This is a genomic window from Janthinobacterium sp. NFX145 (genome assembly GCF_049810325.1).
Taxonomy (GTDB): Bacteria; Pseudomonadota; Gammaproteobacteria; order Burkholderiales; family Burkholderiaceae_D; genus Janthinobacterium; species Janthinobacterium rivuli.
In genome coordinates this window covers 5715549-5736956 of sequence record NZ_CP187360.1, presented here as the reverse complement: position 1 = coordinate 5736956, position 21408 = coordinate 5715549, and the positions used below count along the sequence as shown (strand labels likewise).

General features: G+C 63.6%; 22 protein-coding genes. 20 read left to right on the top strand and 2 right to left on the bottom strand.

What is annotated here, in order from left to right; all coding sequences use genetic code 11:
- The first annotated feature begins 23 nt into the window (after positions 1–23).
- The 10 genes from ACPJXG_RS25680 to ACPJXG_RS25635 all read left to right on the top strand — a co-directional run bounded on the left by ACPJXG_RS25680 (position 24) and on the right by ACPJXG_RS25635 (position 9762).
- Entirely contained in the window at positions 24–587 is a 564-nt protein-coding gene (locus tag ACPJXG_RS25680) for a DNA-3-methyladenine glycosylase I (protein ID WP_425252724.1), read from the top strand.
- Entirely contained in the window at positions 587–2218 is a 1632-nt protein-coding gene (gene mnmC, locus ACPJXG_RS25675; protein WP_425252723.1) for an FAD-dependent 5-carboxymethylaminomethyl-2-thiouridine(34) oxidoreductase MnmC, read from the top strand. The genes ACPJXG_RS25680 and mnmC overlap by 1 nt, the downstream gene beginning before the upstream one ends.
- 117 nt (positions 2219–2335) lie before the next feature.
- Positions 2336–2833 carry a rhodanese-like domain-containing protein gene (locus ACPJXG_RS25670; protein WP_425252722.1) on the top strand — a complete coding sequence of 166 codons (498 nt, stop codon included), beginning with the start codon at positions 2336–2338 and terminating at the stop codon, positions 2831–2833.
- Positions 2834–2852: 19 nt separating this feature from the next.
- The gene (gene epsC / locus ACPJXG_RS25665; protein ID WP_425252721.1) at positions 2853–3839 is read left to right on the top strand and encodes a serine O-acetyltransferase EpsC; all 987 of its coding nucleotides are present in this window, start codon (positions 2853–2855) and stop codon (positions 3837–3839) included.
- Between the two features lie 7 nt (positions 3840–3846).
- Positions 3847–4071: a helix-turn-helix domain-containing protein gene (locus tag ACPJXG_RS25660; RefSeq protein ID WP_051959649.1), complete on the top strand. Its 225-nt coding sequence runs from the start codon at positions 3847–3849 to the stop codon at positions 4069–4071.
- Positions 4072–4174: 103 nt separating this feature from the next.
- Positions 4175–5104 (top strand): family 2A encapsulin nanocompartment shell protein, encoded by a 930-nt coding sequence (locus ACPJXG_RS25655; protein ID WP_034784363.1) that lies wholly within the window; start codon positions 4175–4177, stop codon positions 5102–5104.
- On the top strand, positions 5079–6863 hold the full coding sequence (locus ACPJXG_RS25650) for a family 2A encapsulin nanocompartment cargo protein cysteine desulfurase (RefSeq protein ID WP_425252720.1): 1785 nt from the start codon (positions 5079–5081) through the stop codon (positions 6861–6863). The genes ACPJXG_RS25655 and ACPJXG_RS25650 overlap by 26 nt, the downstream gene beginning before the upstream one ends.
- Positions 6864–7020: 157 nt before the next feature.
- The gene (locus ACPJXG_RS25645) at positions 7021–7740 is read left to right on the top strand and encodes a sensor histidine kinase (protein WP_425252719.1); all 720 of its coding nucleotides are present in this window, start codon (positions 7021–7023) and stop codon (positions 7738–7740) included.
- 11 nt (positions 7741–7751) lie between these two features.
- Positions 7752–9482, top strand: coding sequence for a response regulator (locus ACPJXG_RS25640; RefSeq protein WP_425252718.1), 1731 nt, complete (start codon positions 7752–7754; stop codon positions 9480–9482).
- Positions 9466–9762, top strand: a complete 297-nt coding sequence (locus ACPJXG_RS25635; RefSeq protein ID WP_225242919.1) for a hypothetical protein — start codon at positions 9466–9468, stop codon at positions 9760–9762. Before ACPJXG_RS25640 ends, ACPJXG_RS25635 begins: the two co-directional genes overlap by 17 nt.
- A 21-nt stretch (positions 9763–9783) precedes the next feature.
- On the opposite strand, the gene ACPJXG_RS25630 is transcribed toward ACPJXG_RS25635, so the two are convergent.
- On the bottom strand, positions 9784–10512 hold the full coding sequence (locus tag ACPJXG_RS25630; protein ID WP_425252717.1) for a PhaM family polyhydroxyalkanoate granule multifunctional regulatory protein: 729 nt from the start codon (positions 10510–10512) through the stop codon (positions 9784–9786).
- A 149-nt stretch (positions 10513–10661) separates the two neighbouring features.
- On the opposite strand from ACPJXG_RS25630, the gene ACPJXG_RS25625 reads away from it, so the two are divergent.
- The 8 genes from ACPJXG_RS25625 (at position 10662) to ACPJXG_RS25590 (ending at position 20223) form a co-directional block, all read left to right on the top strand.
- Positions 10662–11780 carry a DUF3108 domain-containing protein gene (locus tag ACPJXG_RS25625; protein WP_425252716.1) on the top strand — a complete coding sequence of 373 codons (1119 nt, stop codon included), beginning with the start codon at positions 10662–10664 and terminating at the stop codon, positions 11778–11780.
- Positions 11781–12545: a DUF3108 domain-containing protein gene (locus ACPJXG_RS25620; RefSeq protein WP_425252715.1), complete on the top strand. Its 765-nt coding sequence runs from the start codon at positions 11781–11783 to the stop codon at positions 12543–12545.
- Between the two features lie 258 nt (positions 12546–12803).
- A complete protein-coding gene (locus ACPJXG_RS25615; RefSeq protein WP_139248478.1) occupies positions 12804–14174 on the top strand; it encodes a hypothetical protein in 1371 nt (456 codons plus the stop codon).
- On the top strand, positions 14167–14901 hold the full coding sequence (locus tag ACPJXG_RS25610; protein ID WP_034753458.1) for a hypothetical protein: 735 nt from the start codon (positions 14167–14169) through the stop codon (positions 14899–14901). The genes ACPJXG_RS25615 and ACPJXG_RS25610 overlap by 8 nt, the downstream gene beginning before the upstream one ends.
- Before the next feature lie 8 nt (positions 14902–14909).
- Entirely contained in the window at positions 14910–17741 is a 2832-nt protein-coding gene (locus ACPJXG_RS25605; RefSeq protein ID WP_425252714.1) for an ATP-binding protein, read from the top strand.
- Positions 17741–18745: a DUF4424 family protein gene (locus ACPJXG_RS25600; protein ID WP_425252713.1), complete on the top strand. Its 1005-nt coding sequence runs from the start codon at positions 17741–17743 to the stop codon at positions 18743–18745. The genes ACPJXG_RS25605 and ACPJXG_RS25600 overlap by 1 nt, the downstream gene beginning before the upstream one ends.
- A 2-nt stretch (positions 18746–18747) precedes the next feature.
- Positions 18748–19326 carry a nucleotidyltransferase family protein gene (locus ACPJXG_RS25595; RefSeq protein ID WP_425252712.1) on the top strand — a complete coding sequence of 193 codons (579 nt, stop codon included), beginning with the start codon at positions 18748–18750 and terminating at the stop codon, positions 19324–19326.
- 87 nt (positions 19327–19413) lie between these two features.
- The gene (locus ACPJXG_RS25590; protein ID WP_425252710.1) at positions 19414–20223 is read left to right on the top strand and encodes a hypothetical protein; all 810 of its coding nucleotides are present in this window, start codon (positions 19414–19416) and stop codon (positions 20221–20223) included.
- Positions 20224–20229: 6 nt separating this feature from the next.
- Here ACPJXG_RS25590 and ACPJXG_RS25585 read toward each other — a convergent pair whose 3' ends face one another.
- Positions 20230–20748, bottom strand: coding sequence for a hypothetical protein (locus ACPJXG_RS25585; RefSeq protein ID WP_425252709.1), 519 nt, complete (start codon positions 20746–20748; stop codon positions 20230–20232).
- 154 nt (positions 20749–20902) lie between these two features.
- On the opposite strand from ACPJXG_RS25585, the gene ACPJXG_RS25580 reads away from it, so the two are divergent.
- Both ACPJXG_RS25580 and ACPJXG_RS25575 read left to right on the top strand, forming a co-directional pair.
- Positions 20903–21055: a hypothetical protein gene (locus tag ACPJXG_RS25580; protein WP_168208500.1), complete on the top strand. Its 153-nt coding sequence runs from the start codon at positions 20903–20905 to the stop codon at positions 21053–21055.
- Between the two features lie 24 nt (positions 21056–21079).
- Positions 21080–21319: a hypothetical protein gene (locus ACPJXG_RS25575; RefSeq protein WP_034753464.1), complete on the top strand. Its 240-nt coding sequence runs from the start codon at positions 21080–21082 to the stop codon at positions 21317–21319.
- Positions 21320–21408 lie beyond the last annotated feature (89 nt).

Sequence of the window (21408 nt, the reverse complement as noted above, 5' to 3'; positions counted from 1 at the left end):
GCCTGCACATGAAGAACACGACCATGAATATTACCCGCTGCTCCTGGGCCAACCCGGCCAATCCCCGCTACCTCGACTATCACGACACGGAGTGGGGTGTGCCCTGCCACGACGAGCGCCGGCTGTTCGAGATGCTGAACCTGGAAGGCGCGCAGGCTGGCCTGAGCTGGGAAACCATCCTGAATAAACGCGACACCTACCGCGCCGCCTTCGACAACTGGGACGCGGAAAAGATCGCCGCGTACGGCCCGGACAAGGTGGCGCAGCTGCTGGCCGACCCCGGCATCGTGCGCAACCGCCTGAAGGTGGCGGCCGCCATCACGAACGCGCAAGCCTATTTGCGCCTGCGCGCGCAAGGCCAGAACCTGGACAGCTTCCTGTGGGCGTATGTCGATGGTCAGCCCATCGTCAACAGCTGGCAGCCGGGCGCATTCCCCGCCAAGACGGCCCTGTCGGACCAGCTGTCGAAAGACTTGCTCAAGCTGGGCTTCAAGTTCGTCGGCTCGACCATCATCTACGCCTACATGCAGGGCATCGGCATGGTCAACGACCATGCGCCCGCCTGCTTTTGCCGCGCGGGGCATTGATGCGCCGCGCGCTGGTCCTGTTCGACACGGATTTTGACGGTGCCCGCTTGCGCGCCGCCTGCGCGGCGCATGGCGGCCGCCGCCTGCACTACATCGCGCTGGCGCCGCGTCCCGTCGACGCGCGCCACTTGCCCGAGCAGTGGCGCGCACAGTGGCCGCCTTGCGTGCCGGGCCTGCACCGCATGGTCTCGCACGATGGCCTCGTCACGCTCGACGTGCTGATCGGCGAACCCGATGCCTGCCTGGCGCAATTGTCGGCGCGCGTCGATGAAGTGCATCTGGCCTGGGTGCCGGCAGCCACGCCGGTGCTGGCGCGCCTGATGGTCGATGGCGCGCGCCTGCAGGCCGTGCACCTGGACGAGGCGCAGCGCACGGCGCTGCAAAAGAACGGTTTTGTCTTCGACGAAAGCCGTTTGCGCGCCGTGTTTTATGCGCGCTCCGGAGAATCCGTGGCTGCCGTCGTACCCGAGCGGAGCGCCATCGTCATTGGCGCTGGCGTGGCCGGCGCGGCCGCCTGCGAACGGCTGGCCGCGCGCGGCTGGAAGGTGACTTTGATCGAGCGCCACGCGCAGCCGGCCAGCGAAGCGTCGGGTAACCTGGCGGGCATCTTCATGCCGTTGCTGTCGAAGGACGACAACATCGCCACGCGCCTGACGCGCGCCGCCTATCTGTATTCGCTGCGCCGCTGGAAAGACCTGGGCGGCATCGGCGCGGCCATCGAGGGTGCGCAAAGCGGCGTGCTGCACTTGGCGCGCGACGGCGCGCATGCGCAGGTGCAGCGGCAGATCGCCGCCAGCGGCCTGTATCCGCGTGAATTCGCCCGCTGGCTGGAAGCGCCCGAGGCCACTGCCATGCTGGGCGCGCCGGCGCCCGATGGCGCCTGGTGGTTCGAGCAGGGCGGCTGGGCGCGCCCGTCCTCCGTCTGCGCGGCCATGCTGGACGCCTGCGGCGCCTTGCTGACGCGGCGCTTTTCCAGCAGCGCCTTGCGCCTGGAGCGCGGCGACCAGGAATGGCTGGTGCGCGATGCGGACGGCGCCCTGATCGCGGCCGCGCCCAACGTCATCCTGGCGGCTGGCACGGGGGCCATCGATTTTGAACAGGCGGCCGGCCTGCCGCTCGACGCCGTGCGCGGCCAGGTCACGCACCTGGCCGAAGGCAGCTTGCCGTCGTTGCCGTTCGTCGTCTGCCGCGAAGCCTACATGACGCCGGCGCACCAGGGCGTCGTCTGCGTGGGCGCCAGCTACGATGCGGATACGGACACCAAATTGCGCCCATCGAGCCAGGAAGACAATATCGCGAAGATCGCCGACATCCTGGGTGTCGCTCCGTTCGCCGCGCCGCTGGCGGGCCGCACGGGCTTTCGCTGCATGGCGCCGGACCGCCTGCCGCTGGCGGGCGCCTTGCCCGACCCCGGCGCGCCAGGCCGCTGCGAGCGCCTGCGCGACGTGCCGCGCTGGCCCGGCCTCTTTGGCTTGCTCGGTTACGCCTCGCGCGGCCTGATCTGGGCGCCGCTGGCGGCCGAGCTGCTGGCGTGTCAGCTGGAGGGGGAACCGCTGCCACTGGAGAGTCAATTGGCCGCTGCGCTTGATCCTGCGCGCTTCCTGCTGCGCGAACGCCGCCGCGCTGCATAAATCTCCCATATACGTTTTTCAGCTTTCCAAACTCTTTTTAATTTGTTTTCCGAACAACATAAGTTCGCTACAGTGGACTCGTGCTGGTTTTTGACGACGGAATAAAGAGGTGGAAAGATGGCTGCTGCAGAACTGATTTTCGATCCCCGCGCCGCCCACGGCGAGGCGGCTTTTGACGAAGTGCTCAATCTCGCGCGTACCCAGGCGCAGGTGCAAGGCTTGCCGTATGCGGGCATCGTCAGCGCGCAGGATGCGTGGCAGCTGGTGCAGGCCGGCAAGGCCGTGCTGGTCGACGTGCGCACCAACGAGGAACGCACCTTTGTCGGCTACGTGCCAGCTTCGCTGCACGTGGCGTGGGCGACCGGCACGTCCATGAACCGCAATCCCCGCTTTACGCGTGAACTGGAAGCAAAGGCGGGCGGCAAGGATGCCGTCGTGGTGCTGCTGTGCCGCAGCGGCAAGCGCTCGGCCGCGGCTGCCGAAGCGGCCGCCAAGGCCGGTTTCACGCACGTCTTCAATATCGCGCAAGGCTTCGAGGGCGACCTCGACGAACAGCAGCAGCGTGGCCACAGCGGTGGCTGGCGCTGGCATGCGCTGCCCTGGCTGCAAGATTAAACTTCTTTCCGGAACCACCATGAACCAGCGAGCCCTTCCCCCGGCCTCCCTTGCCGCGCAGCCGCAATGGGAACTGCACCAGATCGTCGATGAATTGCGCGCCGTGCGCGAGCAGTGGCGCGAAGGATTGGCCAGCAACCAGGAGTGCGGCGCGCGCGAATTCCCGTCGCGCCAGCATTTGCACGACATCATCAAAGCCCTGTGCGCGGCCCTGTTCCCGATGCGCTTGGGTCCCCTCGACCTGCAGCAGGAGAGCGAGGATTTCTTTGTCGGCCACACGCTCGACACGACCCTCACGGGCTTGCACGAGCAGGTGCGGCGCGAACTCAGTTACCACGCGCGCCAGCACGGCTTGCAGCAGACGGTCTCCATCGAACAGCAGGCGCTGGCCATCGTGCAGCGCTTCGCCCGCACGCTGCCGCGCATCCGCGCCCAGCTCGACACGGACGTGGCGGCCGCCTTCCATGGCGACCCGGCCGCGCACAGCGTCGATGAAGTGCTGCTGTGCTATCCGGGCATCCTGGCCATCATCCATTACCGCCTGGCGCACACCCTGTATGCATTGGGCGCGCCGCTGGTGGCGCGCATCATCGCCGAAGTGGCCCATTCGCAGACGGGCATCGACATCCACCCGGGCGCCATCATCGGCAGCAGCTTTTTCATCGACCATGGCACGGGCGTGGTGATCGGCGAGACGGCCATCATCGGCGAACGCGTGCGCATCTATCAAGCCGTCACGCTGGGCGCCAAGCGCTTTCCCGCCGGCTTTGATGGCGTGCTGAAAAAGGGACTGGCGCGCCACCCCATCGTGCAGGACGACGTGGTCATTTACGCGGGCGCGACGATCCTGGGACGGGTGACCATCGGCCAGGGCTCCGTCATCGGCGGCAATGTCTGGCTGACCCGCAGCGTGGCGCCCGGCAGCCATGTCACGCAGGCGCACAACCAGCAGGAAGCACCGGATTTGCCAGCGTCATCCCAACCCGCTTTTGCCCATCACCCATGAGGACAGCATGTTGATCAAACAGTTTGGACTGGCCGTGCGCCAGTTGCGCGAAGGGCGTGGCTGGTCGCAGGAACGCCTGGCCGAAGCGGCCGACTTGAACCGCTCGTTCATCGGCGAAATCGAACGGGGCGCCGCCACGCCGTCGCTGCTGACGGTGGAAAAGCTGGCCATCGCGCTGGGCGTCGGCCTGGCGGGATTGATGGCGCGCTGCGAGCCGGAGTTGGTGGACTAAAGGCCGCTTTGGTGGCGATAGCATGTTGAGAGAAGAGGGGAGACACCCGATACTTTATTCGTTTTTCAGATAAGCATATTCACTTTTCTCATCAGGAGCAGTCATGGCAGAAGCAACAGAGAACCAGTTCGCGCTGGGCGATAACGCCGCGCGCCAGCTGGCCAATGCAAGCAAGAGCGTCCCCCAGTTATCCACGATCACGCCGCGCTGGCTCGTGCACCTGCTGCAATGGCTGCCCGTGGAAGCGGGTATCTACCGCCTCAATCGCGTAAAAAATCCGAAGGACGTGCGCGTGGCTTGCTCGCAGCGCGACGAGTCGGAACTGCCGCAAACCTTCGTCGACTACGACGACCAGCCGCGCGAGTATTTTCTCAACGCCGTCAGCACGGTGCTCGACGTGCACACACGCGTGTCGGACCTGTACAGCAGCCCGCACGACCAGATCAAGGAGCAGCTGCGCCTGACCATCGAGACGATCAAGGAGCGCCAGGAAAGTGAATTGATCAACAATCCCGACTACGGCCTGCTGGCCAGCGTGCACGACGACCAGCGCATCTTTACCCTGACGGGCGCACCCACGCCGGACGACCTCGACGAACTGCTGACGAAAGTGTGGAAGGAACCGGGCTTTTTCCTTGCCCACCCGCTGGCCATTGCCGCCTTTGGCCGCGAATGCACGCGCCGCGGCGTGCCTCCACCGACCGTCAGCCTGTTCGGTTCCCAGTTCCTCACGTGGCGCGGCGTGCCGCTGGTGCCGTCCGACAAACTGCCGATCGAAGACGGCAAGACGAAGATCATCTTGCTGCGCGCGGGCGAACAGCGGCAAGGCGTGATCGGCCTGTTCCAGCCTGGCCTGGCGGGCGAGCAAAGTCCGGGCCTGTCCGTGCGTTTCATGGGCATCAACCGCCACGCGATTTCGTCCTATCTGATTTCGCTGTATTGCTCGCTGGCCGTGCTGACCGACGATGCGCTGGCCGTACTGGAAGACGTGGAGATCGGTAAATACCATGACTACCCAGACACCTACAAGTGATGGCGCGGCGGGCTTGCCTGCCGTCCCGTTCTTGCCCGATGAGGCGACCCTGAACCGCCTGGCCGGTGAATTCTTTGCCCGTTTGCCGGGCTTGGACAAGTCGCCCAGCCTCGGCGGTTCCGGCAGCGTGCTCGATGCGGCGCCCCGCTATGCGAACCGCCCGCCGCCGCAGCCCGGCCCTTCGTTTGCCGCCATCGCCCCCGGCGTGGCAACGGCGCAGGTGCCGCCCGTGACGGCGCCGCTGGAAGCACCGGTTGCGCCGGCGCCGGCATCGATTCCCACGCCGCGGGCGTCAAGCCTCGGTGCGCCGTCGCCCTACTATTTTGTCGGCGGCACGCATGGCTATCCCGCATCAAGCCACAAGCTCGATGGCCTGGCGCAGCAGGGGCTGGGGCAGGCGGCGCCCGACGATCTGCGGGGGCTGTTTGCCACGCCGCAGCGCTCGCCCGCGCGCCAGCTGCCCATATCGCCATCCAGTGGCCAGCCCGCGTTCTATTTCCAGACCGAGCTGCCTGCGCGTCAGCAAGGACAAACGCCGGCGCCGTTCGACGTGCATGCCGTGCGGCGCGATTTTCCCGTGCTGGCCGAACGGGTCAACGGCAAGCCGCTGGCCTGGTTCGACAATGCGGCCACCACGCACAAGCCGCAGTCGGTGATCGACCGCGTGTCGTATTTTTATGCGCACGAGAACTCGAACATCCACCGCGCCGCGCACGCATTGGCGGCGCGCGCCAGCGATGCATATGAAGCGGCACGCGCCAAGGTGGCGCAGTTCCTCGGCGCCGCCTCGCCCAATGAAATCATTTTCGTGCGCGGCGCCACCGAGGGCATCAACCTGGTCGCCAATACGTTTGGCCGCAAGTACATCGGCAGCGGCGACGAGATCATCGTCTCGCAGCTCGAGCACCACGCCAACATCGTGCCATGGCAGCAGCTGGCGGCGGAAAAGGGCGCGACCTTGCGCGTGATTCCCGTCGACGACAGCGGGCAGATCATCCTCGACGAATTCCGCAAGCTGCTCAACGGTCGTACGAAACTGGTGTCCGTGACGCAGGTGTCGAATGCATTGGGCACCGTGACGCCCGTGGCGCAGATTATCGCGCTGGCGCATGCGTCCGGCGTGCGCGTGCTGGTCGATGGCGCGCAAGCCGTATCGCATTTGCGCGTGGACGTGCAGGCGTTGGGCGCGGATTTTTATGTCTTCTCGGGCCACAAGGTATTTGGCCCGACGGGCATCGGCGCCGTGTATGGCAAGGCGGACTTGCTCGAGCAATTGCCGCCATGGCAGGGCGGCGGCAACATGATCGCCGACGTCACGTTCGAGCGCACCGTTTACCAGGGCGTGCCGAACCGTTTCGAGGCGGGCACGGGCAATATCGCCGATGCCGTGGGCCTGGGCGCGGCCATCGACTACGTGCAGCGCATCGGCCTGGAAAACATCGCCGCCTACGAGCACGCGCTGCTGGAATACGCGACGCACCACTTGCAGGCCATTCCCGGCGTGCGCCTGATCGGCACGGCGCTGGACAAGGCGAGCGTGGCCTCATTCGTGCTGGCCGGTTACGAGCCGGCGGAAGTGGGGCGCGCCCTGAACGACGAGGGCATCGCCGTGCGCTCGGGCCACCATTGCGCCCAGCCGATTTTGCGCCGCTTCGGCGTGGAAGCGACCGTGCGGCCATCGTTCGCCTTCTACAATACGTATGAGGAAATCGACCGCATGATCGTCGTCGTGAAACGCCTGGCGGGTGCGCGCCGCTGATCTTGCCTGCTTGTCAAGCTGATGCCGCCCCTGCGCAAGCGGGGGCGGCATTGTTGCGTCAGGTCACGGACTTTGCGCGCGGCTGGCAGGCGCCCGCAGGCTGGCGGTATAATTTATCCTTGGCAATAATCAAGCTGCGGCCCCAAGGAGATGTCCGGTGGAAGATCAACACAGCTCGCCCGAGCTTTTCCTGTTCCTGGCGTCGACCGTGCACGACATGAAAAACTCGATCAGTGTGGTCAGCGGCACGCTGGAATCCTTGCTGGCGGCCGAGCAGGCGAAAGCCGTGCCGCAAGCGGACCCCGCCTACCTGCAGATGGCGCAGATGCTGTACCAGACCAAGCGCCTCAACGATAACCTGATCCAGCTGCTGGCCCTGTACAAGGAAGTGGGCAAGCCCGGCTACCCGTTTGACGTGCAGCCGCAACTGGTGAGCCAGGTGGTCGACCAGGTGGTGGATCAGGAAAAAATCCTGCTGGCCTCGAAAGGCATCCATCTGGAGACGGCTTGTGCGCCGGAGCTGATCTGGACCCTCGATGAAGACCTGGTCATCGGCGTGCTCGCGCATGCGATCAACAACGCCATCCGCTACACGAAAGACACGATCCGCCTGTCGGTGCGGGAGCACGACGGCATGCTTGAGCTGCGCGTGGAAGACAATGGCGACGGCTATACGCAGGCCTTGCTCGACGCGGGCAGCGCGGCCATGGATGGCATGGCGGCGGGCGTGAATTTTTCCACCAACAGCACGGGACTGGGCCTGTATTTTTCCAGCGAAGTGGCAAAGATGCACAAGCACCGGGGCAGCAGCGGCAGCATCGCGCTGGAAAATGGCGGCGCCCTGGGCGGCGGCTGCTTCATCCTGCGCCTGCCCTGAACGAGGAACCCATGACGACAGACAGCCACGCCACCGCCGCCGAAGCGGGCAGCACCGACTGGGCCGACAAACATTATCTGCTGGTCGACGATTTCATCGGCATCCGCATCCTGCTGCGCGAATCCCTGCGCAACCTGGGCGCGCGCCATATCGACCAGGCGGCCAGCGGCGGCGAAGCCATGAAGCTGCTGGCCAAGACGCGCTACGACGTGGTGCTGTGCGATTACAACTTGGGCGAAGGCAAGAACGGCCAGCAAGTGCTGGAAGAGACGCGCGTGCGCAACCTGACGGCGCCGTCGAGCGTGTGGCTGATGGTATCGGCCGAGAAAAGCGTGGAATCCGTGATGGGCGCGGCAGAGCACCAGCCCGACGCCTATTTGATCAAGCCGATCACGGAAGGCGTGCTGCTGACGCGCCTGAACCGCGTGTGGCACAAGAAGCAGGTATTCCGCGAAATCGACCAGGCCTGCATGGAAAAGGATTATTTGCGCGCGGCGAAATTGTGCGACGCGCAGATCGAGCTCAACAAGCTGCACGAGCTGGAATTGCTGCGCATGAAGGCCAGTTTGCTGCTGAAAAGCGGCGAACCGGAAAAGGCCCGCGCCGTATACGAAAAAGTGCTGGCCGAGCGTGATTACAGCTGGGCCAAGGCGGGCCTGGGCAAGATCCGCATGAATAACGGCGAGCACGAGGCGGCGCGGCAGATATTCCAGGGCGTGATCGTCGAAAACAAGTATTACATCGACGCCTACGACCAGATGGCCGTCGCCTACCAGTTGATGGGCCAGCACGAGGAAGCGTGCGGCGTGCTGGAAAAGGCGGCGCGCCTGTCGCCCAATTCCGTGCCGCGCCAGCGCAATCTGGGACTGGCGGCCCTGAAAGTGGGCAACGTCAGCATGGCGGAAAAGGCTTTTCGCAAGTGTATTTCCATCGGCGAGTTCTCCGTCATGAAAACGCCGGACGCTTACCTGGGACTGGCGCGCGTGTGCGGCCTGAAGAAGGATGCCAAGGAGGCGTTGCAGTGGCTGCTGCTGGCGCAGCGCGAATTCTCGCCCGAGCAGATCGGGCTGCGCGCGAAGATCACGGAAGGCATGGTGCATCACGAAACGGGCGATTACCGGCGCGCGCGCAAGTGCGGCGACGAGCTCGAAGTCATGCTGGCCGAAGACCCGGCGCGGCCCGAGAAAAGCATTTGCATGGAACTGGCCACCTTGCTGTTCGCCGTCGGCGTCAAGGATGCGCCGGCCGGCCTGCTGTGCTACGTGGTGAAGAACAACCACGACAACCAGGTGGTGCAGGACGAGGTGCAAAAGATTTTCGACAAGGCGAAGATGGGCGACGAAGGCACCAGCCTGATCATCGCTTCACGCAAGGAAGCGTCGGACTTGATGAACAAGGGCGTGCTGCTGTGGAAGACGGACAAGCTCAACGAAGCGGTCGCCTGGATGCGCACGGCGCGCGAAAAGCTGCCGAACAACTTGCGCATCCTGTTCAATTCCGCGCAAATCATCGTGTCGTGCCTGGAGCAGCGCGGGTTTCAGGCCGACCTGGCGGCCGAGGCCATGGAAGTGTTGTTATATGTAGACAAAATTGCACCAGGGCAGCAGCGCTTTGCGCAATTGATGGAGCAACTGGTGCAGCTGACGCCGCCGCCCGGGCCGGAAGAAGCCATCGCAGCGCCGGAAAAAACGCCGCCGGCGCCGGAAAAAGGCGGAAAAGCCGTGCGTGAGCGTGCCGGATGATAAACTAGGGGCCAGCGTGGGTTCGCCCGTGCTTGAGTTGCTTTACAACAATAAGGAAGAAACTATGCGTGATGTGGTCAATGAAGTGTACAAAAAAATGAAAGTCGGCAGTATTGCCTGGGTACGCCCGGTCGCCGCCAAGGGAGACACGCTGGAAACATTCCAGTCTTCGTACGAGCACGCCAAGGCGCTGGCCGACGAAGGCCTGATCACGATCGGTGACGTAAAACGCCAGGCCGACAACATGATCGAGGCGATCCGCATTCATCGTATCGCCTGATCATATTGCCGGCTTGCAGCATCAGGCCTTGCCTGGCGCTTTCGCCTTGGGTGCCGCGCGCTTTGCCGGCGCCTTGTGCAGCGGGGCCTTGGCCTTGGCTGCCGTGCCTGCCTCGGCAGGTTTGGCCGGCTTGCTGGCCGCCGGCTTGGCTTTGCTCACGCTGCCAAAGCTGGCCGCTGCCGCGCTGGCGGCGTCAGGCGACATCGCCGTCGAGACGGCTTGCTTGAACTGATCTTGTAACAAATTCCACCAAGCACTTGGATTGGCGAGCTGGGCCGCCGCCTGGCTGCCGGCATCGCCGGGCGCAGCAGCAGCCGGTTCCGGTACGGGCGCAGGTGCTGGCACAGGAGCCGGTTTCGGTTCAGGCGCCGCAGGTGCAGGTGTGGCTTGCTGGAAAAACGCGGAAGCGTAGGGTACCGATTCAAACACGGTTTTCTCGCTGGCACCCGGTTGCGTGATGGCCGCCGCCAGTGACGCGCCCATCGATTTCAGGGTGGCGATGGTGCCGCGCTGCACTTCCAGCGCCTGGATACTGCCGCGCAGCATGCTGGTATTGAGGTTCAACCACGCTTCGACGGCTTTCAGGTCGTTGATTTTCTTGTCCAGCTCTTCCACCGACATGGTGGGCGCCGTGATGCCAGGCACGCCCATGCCGGGCACGCTCATGCTGCCCCACAGGTTTTTGACGAAGTCGAGCGTATCGGTCACAACTGCTGCGCCCGGCATTTGGGGCATTTGCGGGTTTGCCATGCGAAATCTCCTGGTAGATGGATAGGCTTAGCGTAGCAGATATCGGCTTGCAACTGACGCAATGCCGCCAACATTTTCTTACATAAAACATTAAGAGTTGAGCACGGGCAAGAAGCGGGAAGCAGGGCGGAAGCGTTACACTACGGCCTATGATGCCTGACTCCTTCTTTTCGCCACCGCGCCGCCGCACCGTCGTCTTTGTCGCGGTCATCGGCGTACTGCATTACGTGGCGTTGGAATGGCTCACCTCGCGTGCCAGCATGGTGCCGCTGGGACAGAATCATGCGCAGGCGGTCAGCATGGCCTTGATCGCCGAGCCGCCCAAACCGCTGCCGGTGGTGCCGCCACCGCCGCCTGAACTGCTGCCCGTGCCCAAGCCCCGGCCGCCGCCCCCGCCGCCCCCGACGGAGCTGGCGTCGAGCGAAACGCCCCAGTTGACGGCGCCCGCCAGCGACGTGCCGGAAGGCCCGGCCACGACCGAGCTGGCCGCCGTGGCCGCCCCGGCCATCACGGCGCCGGCGCCCGCCGTGGCCGCCGTACCCGTGCCGGCCAGCGCGCCGCCGCCACCGCCCGTCGAGCAGGCACGCGGCTACAAGACGAACGCGCCCGCCTCGGCCCAGTTCGACCTGCATGTGGACCGGCGCGATGCGGACGGCACCAAATGGCAGGGCGTGGCCGCGATGGCGTGGGACAATCGGGGTGACACGTATCAGCTGAAGCTGGAAGTGGGTTTGAGCATGCTGATCACGCGCATCAACCTGCTGGTGCTGACCAGCGAGGGCGTGATCGATGGCAGCGGCATCGTGCCCGTCACGGCCACGGAGAAACGCAAGGGCCGCGCGCAAACGGCCACGCATTTCAACCGCGGCGCCAAGGCCATCACCTTTTCGGCCACGACGGCCACGGTGCCATGGCAGGAAGGGGCGCAAGACAAGGCCACCGTGCCGTTCCAGCTGGCCGCCATCGGCCGTGCCGACGTCAACCAGCTGGTGGGCAATATCGACATACTCGTCGGCGAGGAAAAGGAAGCGACCGTGTTCCGCTTCCACCTGGTGGGCGAGGAAGAACTGGAAACCAGGATGGGCCGGCTGGTGACCTGGCATTTGCGCCGGCCGCCGAAGCCCGGCACGTATTCGTCGCAGCTCGATATCTGGCTGGCGCCGTCCATGCAATGGTATCCGGTACAAATACGTAATACCGAAGCGAACGGGGCGCTGACCACGCAAACCGTGACCCAAATTCGCGTCAATGACGCTACAGGAAAATAAATGACTACTTTGATAACTTTGAAACGCGTTCTGCTCGCCAGCCTGCTGGCCGCCACCCTGAGTCCCGCCATAGCGGCGGACGAGCCTGTCGATCACCCCGTCATCAAGCGCCCGTACAAGCTGGCGCCATCGGCTGACCTCGTCTATTCGATCAAGGCGAAACAGCGCGGCATTGCGCTGTCCGGTGAATCCGTCAGCAACTGGCGCGCCGGCGATGGCAAGTACTCGCTGCTGGCCGAAACCAAGGCGGCCCTGTTCGGCAAAATACTGGAACAGCGCAGCGAAGGCACGGTCGACGATTACGGCCTGGCACCGTTTCAATTCGTGGAAAAGCGCTTCCGCAAGGAAGCGGCCACGACCACCTTCAAGCGCGACAGCAAGACCATCGTCTTTAGCGAAGGTGAGGAAACCTATCCGCTGAAAGGCGGCGAGCAGGACCGCAACAGCACCGTCTGGCAACTGGTCAGCGTGGCGCGCGCCACCCCCGAGAAATTCACGCCCGGTTCGGAATGGAGCTTCTTCGTTGCCGGCCGCCACGACGCCGAACCGTGGACCTTCAAGGTCGTCAAGCAGGAGACCGTCGCCACCGGCCAGGGTCTGGTGGAAGCCGTGCACCTGATCAAGGCGCCGCCGCCGGACAAGAAGGGCCAGCAAGTGGACCTGTGGCTGGCGCCGTCGCTGGAATGGTATCCCGTGAAGGTGACGTTCGCCGATGAAGACGGCGATTACGTCGAGCAAACCTTGCAAAAGATCGTCAAGAAGTAAGTGCTTGCTATAAATTTTTGCGTCAAATTTTCAACCCTGATGCAGAAACCGGGGTCGGACCCTCAGGGTCCGACCCCAGCCCTTCGCCGTTGGGGTTTTCGTCAATACAACACTCGGTTACCTGACTGCCCGCTGGCTCCCCTCCCACGCGCTAAATTGCATGTCAGAACTGATATACTGACGCCCCCGCCCCGCAGCGCCGCGTTAGCCCGCAGCGCCGCCCGCTGAACACTCATCCGGAAAAGAATGATTGATATAATGGCAAGTGCAGCCGTGGCTACGGATGCAAATCAGACAGAGCAAGAGCATCACGATTCTTTGCAGGCGCATTTTCAGCCCAATATTTCGGCCGACGAGATCGAGCAGGTATTTCACTTGAAGCGGGCGCAGCCCTTGCTGCAAGTGTTTACGGCCCTGTTCCACGGCGGTTTCGATGGCGTGCTGGTGCGTCTGCTGGTGTTGCGTGAGCTGGCGTCCGATGCGGCCACGTCCGCCTATACGCGCGCCGATATCAATACGAAACTGGCGTATCTGTTGCCGGAAAGCCTGGAAACGGTCTTGCTGCGCCTGCGCTCGAACCAGTTGCTGGCCTGGGATGCGCAGCAGGGCGTGTACCGCGTGACCCCGATGGCGCGCAATGTGCTGTCCGCCATCGACAGCTTGCTGGGCCTGGGTCAGACGGAAGACGAAGCGGAAATGGGTTTCCTGCTGTCGCAGGTGGCCGGTGCGCAAGCCGTCGGCGGCGTGTCGGTCGAGCAACTCCAGCATTTGCTGGGGCGCCTGGTGGACTTGACGGAGGAATTCTCCGACGCCATCGCTTCCGGTTCCGAATTCCGGCTGCGCACGGCGCAAGCGAAGTGGAACATGGCCTGCGACTGGGTCGAGAAGGGTTCCGAGATTCTCGTGGCGATCACGTCCGATGAAAACGCGGACAGCGCCACGCACAAGGCGGCGCAGGCGATCGGCCGCGCGCAAAGTAAATTGCTCAACATGCAAGGCATGTTTTCACGCGCCCTGAACCAGATCGAGCGCCAGCGCGTGCACCTGGGCCAGTCGGGCCTGTCGACCACGGACATCAAACGCTGGCTCTTGCTGCATGAAGACCTGGCCAGCCTGGCCGAAGGCGCCATCGACCAGCCCGTCGTGCCCCTGTTCTCCACGCCGGCCGAGATGATCGACGTGGCCGAAACGGAACTGCTGTCCGAACGGGCGGCAGGCGTCACCAACACGGGCCTGCCCAGCGGGGAAGACGCGCCCACCACCATCAGCGACGGTCCCGCCATGCAACTCGAACTCGATGACCTCCTGGACCGCCTGTCGAACTTCGCCAGCCTGGGCAATTTCCCCAGCATCGGCGAAGAGGGACCGAAATCGGTGCCCGTGCAGGATTCGCTGCTGCCGGCCAGCTTTGCCGTGGCCTCGTACCGCGCCTCGATGCTGCCGCTCTTGGGCGACGTGTCCGAAGCGAGCTTGCAAGGCTCGACGGCCGAACTGGCCCGTTTGCCGATTACCTTTACACCGACCGACGAGATGGTCCAGCTGACCGACCCCCACGTGGCGGCCATGTCGATCGCCTCGCTTTCACTGAATGTTTCACTTGATTTAGATAGCGGCACCGCCGATGAATGACGATTCCCAAATCCTGATTGCGCGCCTGCTCACGCATCAAACCCTGCGCCGCGACGACAAGCTCGTCAAGCGCGTGCTGTCCGACGAGCTGTTCCGCGCCGAAATCGATGCGCGATTGCTGGCCTGCGGCTTGAAGCTGCTCGACAACGTGTACGCCGACCATGTCACCCTGGCACTGACGCGCACCATCGAACCGAAGATTTTCGGCGCGCGCGATGTGTGGCAAAACAATAATTTCGGCCTGGCGCGCGATGGCGTGGCCTTGCTGGTGGTGCTGTGGGCGCAGATCATTCTGCCCAAGCGTGAACGCCAGGAAACGCACCAGCACGCGGACGACGACCAGAACGATATGTTCGGCACGGAAAAACCGTTGCCGCGCGCGGAAGACGCGTCGATCGGCATTTCCTACAAGGCACTGCTGTCGGACTTCGGCGACAAGCTGGGCAAGAAGACGCGCATGGACATGAACCTGGGTACCCTGGCCAAGCTGGGCTTCATCGAGCGCCGTGGCGATTTCATCCTCGAAGGTCCGCTGCTCGACCTGATGATGGATACCGACGTGCTCAAGGAACGCATCATCAACGGCGCCCTGGCCGACGTGTTCAAGCGGGCGCCGGCACGTCTGGTGGCCGTCGACCTCGATGCTGACTTATCGGCTGATTTGTCCGCCGACATCGGCGACTTGCCAGATGCGGGCGACGAGCCTGCGTCCGACCTCCCTCACTGAAAGCGCCCATGTTTCATATCAAATCACTTGAACTGGTGCACTGGGATTACTGGCAGCGCATCAAGAACATCCCGCTCGACGCGAAGATCATCACCATCGCGGGGCAGAACGGCTCCGGCAAGACCACCTTGCTCGACGCCTTGCGCACCTTGTTCGGCCTCGATTGCTCGATGGGCCGCACGTATAAACACTATGCGCGCCATTCGGGTCAGCAGACGGCCTGGCTGCGCGCCGTGGTCGACAACAAGAACGTGGGCAAGCAGCTGTCGAATCGCCCGTTCCGCAGTTCCGGCTTCTTCAGCGACGATGAAGTGACCCTGTTTTGCCAGATCCAGAAGAATGGTGGCGACTGGAAGCGCCAGTATCTGATGCGTCCAGGCAATGTGCAGATCGAGGACATCACGGATGCCAACGACTGGCTCGGTGTGGAAAACTACCGCAAGCGCCTGGCCAATGCGGGCTTGTCGCCCGCCATGTCGAAAGTGCTGGCGCTGGAGCAGGGCGAGACGGACAAATTGTGCGAATACGCGCCGCGCCAGCTGCTCGACCTGGTGTTCCAGGTGTTCGGCGACAAGGAAGTGCTGGACGCCTACGATGAAGCTAAGCGCCACCAGCGCGATACGGAAGTGGAGCTGAAGCGCTTCGAAACAGAGCTGGAAGCGTCGAAAACCAACCTGGAAGGCTTGCGCCTGCGCGTGGCCAATTACCACCAGTGGGAAGGGCTGCATAAAGAGCGTCGCAACCTGCTGGAAGAAGTGCTGCCCAGCTTGCAATACCACGAGGCGCGCGAAAAGGCGGCTCAGGCCAGCCGTCAATTGCGCGATGCGCGCAAACCGATGGCGCAGGCGGACCAGCAACTGACCGATAAACGCAATGCGCTGGCCGCGCAGGCGAAGGCCCTGTCCGACGCGCAGATGAACGAGACTCTGCTGGAGCAGGAATCGATCGGCTTGCAGAGCCGTTTGTCCTTGATCAATGCCAAGTTGAAACCGCTGGACAGCCTGCTGGAGCAGAAAGACCGCTTGCACAAGCTGGCGGCCGACTCGGGCAGCGACATCGCCGAAGTGGCGGCCCAGTTGGAACAGAAGGAAGCGCAATTGCTGCAGCAGCGCCAGCAGCGCGACGCCTTGTCGGCCCGCATCGCGGGCGAGCAGGCAACGATTGCAGCATTGCAAGGCAAGACGGCAATGCCGGAGCCGGACAATGTGCGGGGCATGCGCCGTGCGCTGCGCGATGCGGGCATTCCCCACGCGATGCTGTCGGATATCGTCGAAGTGACGGACAGCCGCTGGCAGGGCGCCGTCGAAGGCGTGCTGGGCGGATACGCCTCGGTCGTCCTGCTCGACAAGGCCAAGGATGCGGCTGCCGCCTACCGCCTGGCCGAGAAGGAACGCTACCGCCACTTCATCGTGCCCGAGCTGGTCACGGCGCCTGTCGCCAAGGACGAAAGCTTGCTGGCCGTGGTGAAATTTTCCGCGCCCGTGCCGAGCTGGCTGATCGAGCAGCTGTCGCGCATTGCTAGAGTCGATTCCGTCGAAGCCGGTTTTAAATTGGGCAATCACGAAGAGTGGATCACGCCCGAGGCGTATCACCGTGAACGCCGCGGCGGGCGCTCGCTGTTCGTGGAAGCGTCGCGCTACCGCTTCGGCCAGGCTGGCCGCAGCGGCCGCCTGGAAGCGCTGCTGCGCTCCCTGCCGGGCCTGGAAGGACAGGAAGACACCTTGACCCTGGCGATCTCGAAACTGGCGGCCGAAGTGGGCGCCTTGAAGGCGCGCATCGCGGGCGTCGACGCGGCCAAGGAACTCAGTGCGCGTCAGGAAGAATTTGCCGAAGCGCTGCGCAACTCGAAGCCGCTCAAGGAAGAGCGCCTGGAAGTGGGCGGCCGTCTGGGCGAGCTGCAAAACCTGACCAAGAACGCCACGGTGGCGCGCACGCGTGCCGATACCGTGTGGCAAAACGCGCGCCTGGCCTTGTCGGAAGCGGAAGCCGGTTCACGCCTTGGCTACAAGAAGCAGATCGAGCAGCGCGCCGAGCATGCGCGCGCCTTGCTGGCCTTGCGCCATGCATGGCGCCACCTGCCGAAAAGCTGGCGCCGTCCCGCCCGCCGCGCGGCCCTCGTGGCCGAGCACCAGAACGCGCATCAGGTCGATCTGCGCGTGGCCAGCCTGCAAAACAGCCTGGCGCGCGACGACTGGGAACTCGACGCCACCGTCATCGACCAGCATCACCGCCTGTCGGACCAGCTGCATGGCCGCCAGTCGGAAACGGACGAGCGCCGCTACCAGAACAACCGCGCCATCGAAGCGACGGGCAATGCCCGTGGCGCCTACATGGAACGCTTGCGCTACACCATCAAGACGTACAGCAAGAACATCAAGGAGCTGGGCGAACTGGCCGGCATCGAAGTGCATGCCGACCCCGTGCGCCTGGAAAACGACGACGTGCAGCTGTCGCAGGCGGGCTTGCACGTGCGCTTCAAGTTCGACGGCAAGGGCGTGATCGGCATGAACGATGGCGAAGCGTCGGGCGGCCAGCAAGTGATGAAGTCGCTGGTGCTGCTGATCGGATTGCTGAAATCGGAAGACGGTTCCGGCGGCTTCGTCTTCATCGACGAACCGTTTGCCCACCTCGACATCCGCAACATTCAATTGGTCGGCGAATTCCTGAAAAATACGGAAGCGCAATACCTGATGACGACGCCGTTGACGCACAACACGGATGTCTACGATCCGTCGGAACTCACTTTGATCACCAGCAAGAAGAAAAAGGATACCCAATGGGCGCAACCGATTTTCGTGCTGCAGCGCCGCGTCGATCCCGTGTCGGGCAAGGTGGCGTGATGATCGCGCGCAAGCTCGTTCTGGCTGCGGCCCTGTCGCTGGCATTGGCAGGCACGGCCGTGGCCAACGACGGCATCGGTTCCGTTAGCGCGGGCGGCATTCTGTTCGGCAAGACGGATGCCGTGGCCATGAAAAAGGAAGTGCTCAGCGTGAGCACGGACTTGATCAAGGTCGAGTATGAATTCCTCAACGAGTCGGCCAGGGACGTGGAAGAGACGATCTTCTTCCCCTTGCCCGAATACTCGGCGGGCTACCACGGCTCGCCCACGTATTACGGCCAGCCGCAGCAGTTCACCGTCGACGTCGATGGCAAGCGCAAGGACTATAAAACCACCTTCGTCGCCAAGCTCGATAGCTCGGACGTGACGGCCCGCTTGCGCCAGCTGGGCTTGTCGGATGCGCAAATTGCCTATTTCCCCTCGCACACGCCGTTCGACAAGAAAGTGGCGCCGCTGACGGCCGCGCAGAGCAAGATCATGATACGCGAAGGCTTGCTGGCCCAGCTGTACGACGAGGAATGGGTGCCGGCCTGGACCGTGAAAGTCATCTACCTGTGGCAGCAGAAATTCCCCGCCGGCAAAGTCGTGCGTGTGCGCCATCAATATGCACCATTCGTCGCGGCCGGCCCCGGTGCGTCTTACCTGGGCGATGGCAATACATTTGAAAAGAAATACTGCGGCGACAAGGCCTTCTACAAGACGTGGAACCGCCTGGCGGCCAAGCAGGGCGAAAGCGGCTTCGTCAATGCCGTGTGGGTATCGTACATTTTGACGACCGGTAACACCTGGAAGAATGGCATCGAAGACTTTACCTTGAACCTGATCAAGGGCAAGCCGGACGAGCTGGTCAGCCTGTGCTTCCCCGGCACGTTCACCAAAATCAATCCCACCACCTTGCAAGTCAAGCTGCGCAACTTCCATCCGAAACAGGATCTGGACGTGTACTTCGGCAATGTCGAAGGCGTGGGCGACCACGACGGCGTGGCGCCGCAGATCCGGCCATAGGAATGAGCACGCAGGAAGCGCTGGCCGCGCGTCTGCGCGCCATCGCCCGCGCCACGCCGTGGTGCATGCAAGCCTTGCACGCCGTGGCGCAGCTGGGCTTGCCCCACTGCTGCATCGGCGCCGGCGCCGTGCGCAACCTCGTGTGGGACGCCTTGCATGGCTATGCGCAACCATCGGCCTTGAGCGACGTCGATGTGGCGTATTTCGATGCGCACGATGTGCATCCGGAAAGCGAAACGCAGCTGCGCCAGCGCCTGGAAATGGTGCTCCCCGGCGTGCCATGGGAGGTGTGCAACCAGGCCAGGGTGCACCTGTGGTTCGAAGGCGAGTTCGGCTATGCCGTGCCGCCGCTGCTGTCGCTCGACGACGCCATCGCTTCCTGGCCCGAGCTTGCCACCTCGGTTGGTATCCATTTGCAGCCTGATGGCGAGATCGGCATCATCGCCCCGCATGGCCTCGACGACCTGTTCGACATGGTAGTGCGGCGCAACCCGGCGCGTATCAGTCTGGACGGTTATGCGCAGCGTCTGGCCAGCAAGGACTATGCGGCGCGCTGGCCGCGCGTCACCCTCATCGCTTAGGTGGGTATTGTTGTAAAGGCAATTAAATGCACTGTGGATACAGATTGCCTATAATTACCAATTATTCAATAGTGTTTTCCTGATCCCATGTCCTTTTTGATTTCTACGCCGCTGCGCCGCCTCGGCCGTTTATTCTGCCTTTCCTCCGCCCTCGTGGCGCCTGCCGCCTGGGCCGACAGCTATACCGATTTCCAGCAAGCTGCCACGCGCCTGGAAGCGATGGTGGCCGCGTCCACTGCCGATGGCAGCTTGCCGCGTTTGGCCGACCCTGGCGTGGCGGCATTGTTTGCCCAGGTCGCCGATGGCCCGCGCCTGTTCCAGGCGCCCGTGGCCGCGCTGCAAGACATGAACCAGAGCGTGGCCCTGTGCGAGCGGGCAACCAACCTGGGCAAGGCGTATTACACGTTTGGCTTGCAACGGCCGCTGCTGCTGTCCGGCGCCGAGCTGCAGCAGGCGCGCCGGGAGCAGGTGACGCAGAACCTGGCCAATTATGGCGATGAAATGGCCGCCCTGTTTGCCTTCGGCGTGCATTGCCATGCGCACTTGATCGGTTTGATGGAAGCCGAGTTCAGCACGCAGCCGGCACAGGACGTGAGCGGTGCCGAGCGCATGCGCGCCCGCGCCTTCAGCAAGGGATCGAGCACCATGTTTGCGAACGTGGTGCAGTTCGTGCAGGTGCCGTTCTGGAATGTGGCGCAGAAGAAGGTCATGCTGGCAGCGGCGGCGCAGCACGCCACGGCGAATGCCAATCTGATGGCGCCGCCCTTGCGCGAGCGCATGCTGACCAGCCTGGCCGAGGCGGACAAGGATCTCGATCCCACCCTGGCGCCTGCGCTGGCGACGATACGCCAGGCGCTGGCGGTGACGAGCTGTACTGGCCTGTGCCAGTACTACTGATCCCGCTTATTCGGCCGCTTGCAAGGGCTTGTTGCGCTGGCGCCAGCGCACCAGGCCCCAGGTATACACGGCGTAGTAGCCGATGACGAGGCCGTAGGCGGCCATGGTCAGCGGGCTCTGGCCGAACGGTGGCGGCGGCACGGGCACGTCCTGGCGCGAGTTCAGGTAAATCTCCATGCCGCGGTACAGCAATCGGGCGATGAACAGCATCGTGATGGCCAGGCCCAGGTAGCGGTGCTGGGTAAAGAAAAAGTCCTTGCCGACCTGCTCGAAGCGCGTCAGCTTCAGGCCCAGCACGCCCAGCCAGCCGCCGGCCAGCGCCGCCGCGCCCAGGCTGGACAGGGGCAGGACGTCGAATTTCGTCGTCGTCGCCAGAAACAACAGCAGTACGGGAAACGCGATCGCCACGCTCCAGTGCCGCCACAGCTGCGACTTCTGGCGCGCCACCAGTTTCTTCAGGCGCGAATAAATGCGCCAGACCAGCAGCGGGACCAGTAACAGCAGGGCGAGGGTGGTGGTTTCCATGTATGCAATCGGGTACGGGTAAAACAGTGATTGTAAGCCAGATGGGGACGGGCGGCGATGCTTGTCAAACGCTAAAGGTTGCATGTTGACATTTACATGGCAGGCGGCGGGCATCTCGTGGTATGGTCTTCTTTTGTCTGCAGGGAGGCCAGCCATGTCAGTCATCCATGCCCACCGCGCGCCCGACCCGGCGCCCGTCGATGAACCCATGCCGGCGCCGGAGCCGCAAGAAGCGCCCGGGCACCATCCGGGGCCCGTGCACCCGGTGCCGCAGGACGATCCCGTGCCGCACCCGCATCCCAGTTAATCTCGTCAAGAAAGGCTGTTTTAGATGGCAATTGTCAAGGAAGTCTACACACGCAAAGTCAGCGGAGAATCGTTCGACTATGAACTCGATTACACCCAGGGCGCGGACGTGGCCTGGATTGCGCGCGTGTACCACGACGGCGTGCTGAAGGGCTCGCCGCACGGCGCGCTGACGGCCAACGTGCTGTCCGGCCCCGCGCTGGAACAATACCTGCGCGCGTATGTCGAAGGCATGATCGAGCGGGGGCTCGACGTGGCTGAGTAAGCTGTTTGCAGCAGTCAAACAAAAGGGCGCCGAGGCGCCCTTTGTGTTTCTGGTAGTGTCGGATTACGCGGCTGCGCCGCTAATCCGAC

What these genes read in the sequence shown, in the direction of transcription:
- mnmC (WP_425252723.1), top strand. Translation starts at nt 587, where the DNA reads ATGCGCCGCGCGCTGGTCCTGTTCGACACGGATTTTGACGGTGCCCGC.
- epsC (WP_425252721.1), top strand. Translation starts at nt 2,853, where the DNA reads ATGAACCAGCGAGCCCTTCCCCCGGCCTCCCTTGCCGCGCAGCCGCAA.
- ACPJXG_RS25585 (WP_425252709.1), bottom strand. Translation starts at nt 20,748, where the DNA reads ATGGAAACCACCACCCTCGCCCTGCTGTTACTGGTCCCGCTGCTGGTC.
- ACPJXG_RS25650 (WP_425252720.1), top strand. Translation starts at nt 5,079, where the DNA reads ATGACTACCCAGACACCTACAAGTGATGGCGCGGCGGGCTTGCCTGCC.
- ACPJXG_RS25670 (WP_425252722.1), top strand. Translation starts at nt 2,336, where the DNA reads ATGGCTGCTGCAGAACTGATTTTCGATCCCCGCGCCGCCCACGGCGAG.
- ACPJXG_RS25605 (WP_425252714.1), top strand. Translation starts at nt 14,910, where the DNA reads ATGTTTCATATCAAATCACTTGAACTGGTGCACTGGGATTACTGGCAG.
- ACPJXG_RS25660 (WP_051959649.1), top strand. Translation starts at nt 3,847, where the DNA reads ATGTTGATCAAACAGTTTGGACTGGCCGTGCGCCAGTTGCGCGAAGGG.
- ACPJXG_RS25580 (WP_168208500.1), top strand. Translation starts at nt 20,903, where the DNA reads ATGTCAGTCATCCATGCCCACCGCGCGCCCGACCCGGCGCCCGTCGAT.
- ACPJXG_RS25600 (WP_425252713.1), top strand. Translation starts at nt 17,741, where the DNA reads ATGATCGCGCGCAAGCTCGTTCTGGCTGCGGCCCTGTCGCTGGCATTG.
- ACPJXG_RS25575 (WP_034753464.1), top strand. Translation starts at nt 21,080, where the DNA reads ATGGCAATTGTCAAGGAAGTCTACACACGCAAAGTCAGCGGAGAATCG.
- ACPJXG_RS25680 (WP_425252724.1), top strand. Translation starts at nt 24, where the DNA reads ATGAATATTACCCGCTGCTCCTGGGCCAACCCGGCCAATCCCCGCTAC.
- ACPJXG_RS25620 (WP_425252715.1), top strand. Translation starts at nt 11,781, where the DNA reads ATGACTACTTTGATAACTTTGAAACGCGTTCTGCTCGCCAGCCTGCTG.
- ACPJXG_RS25590 (WP_425252710.1), top strand. Translation starts at nt 19,414, where the DNA reads ATGTCCTTTTTGATTTCTACGCCGCTGCGCCGCCTCGGCCGTTTATTC.
- ACPJXG_RS25655 (WP_034784363.1), top strand. Translation starts at nt 4,175, where the DNA reads ATGGCAGAAGCAACAGAGAACCAGTTCGCGCTGGGCGATAACGCCGCG.
- ACPJXG_RS25610 (WP_034753458.1), top strand. Translation starts at nt 14,167, where the DNA reads ATGAATGACGATTCCCAAATCCTGATTGCGCGCCTGCTCACGCATCAA.
- ACPJXG_RS25625 (WP_425252716.1), top strand. Translation starts at nt 10,662, where the DNA reads ATGATGCCTGACTCCTTCTTTTCGCCACCGCGCCGCCGCACCGTCGTC.
- ACPJXG_RS25595 (WP_425252712.1), top strand. Translation starts at nt 18,748, where the DNA reads ATGAGCACGCAGGAAGCGCTGGCCGCGCGTCTGCGCGCCATCGCCCGC.
- ACPJXG_RS25615 (WP_139248478.1), top strand. Translation starts at nt 12,804, where the DNA reads ATGGCAAGTGCAGCCGTGGCTACGGATGCAAATCAGACAGAGCAAGAG.
- ACPJXG_RS25640 (WP_425252718.1), top strand. Translation starts at nt 7,752, where the DNA reads ATGACGACAGACAGCCACGCCACCGCCGCCGAAGCGGGCAGCACCGAC.
- ACPJXG_RS25630 (WP_425252717.1), bottom strand. Translation starts at nt 10,512, where the DNA reads ATGGCAAACCCGCAAATGCCCCAAATGCCGGGCGCAGCAGTTGTGACC.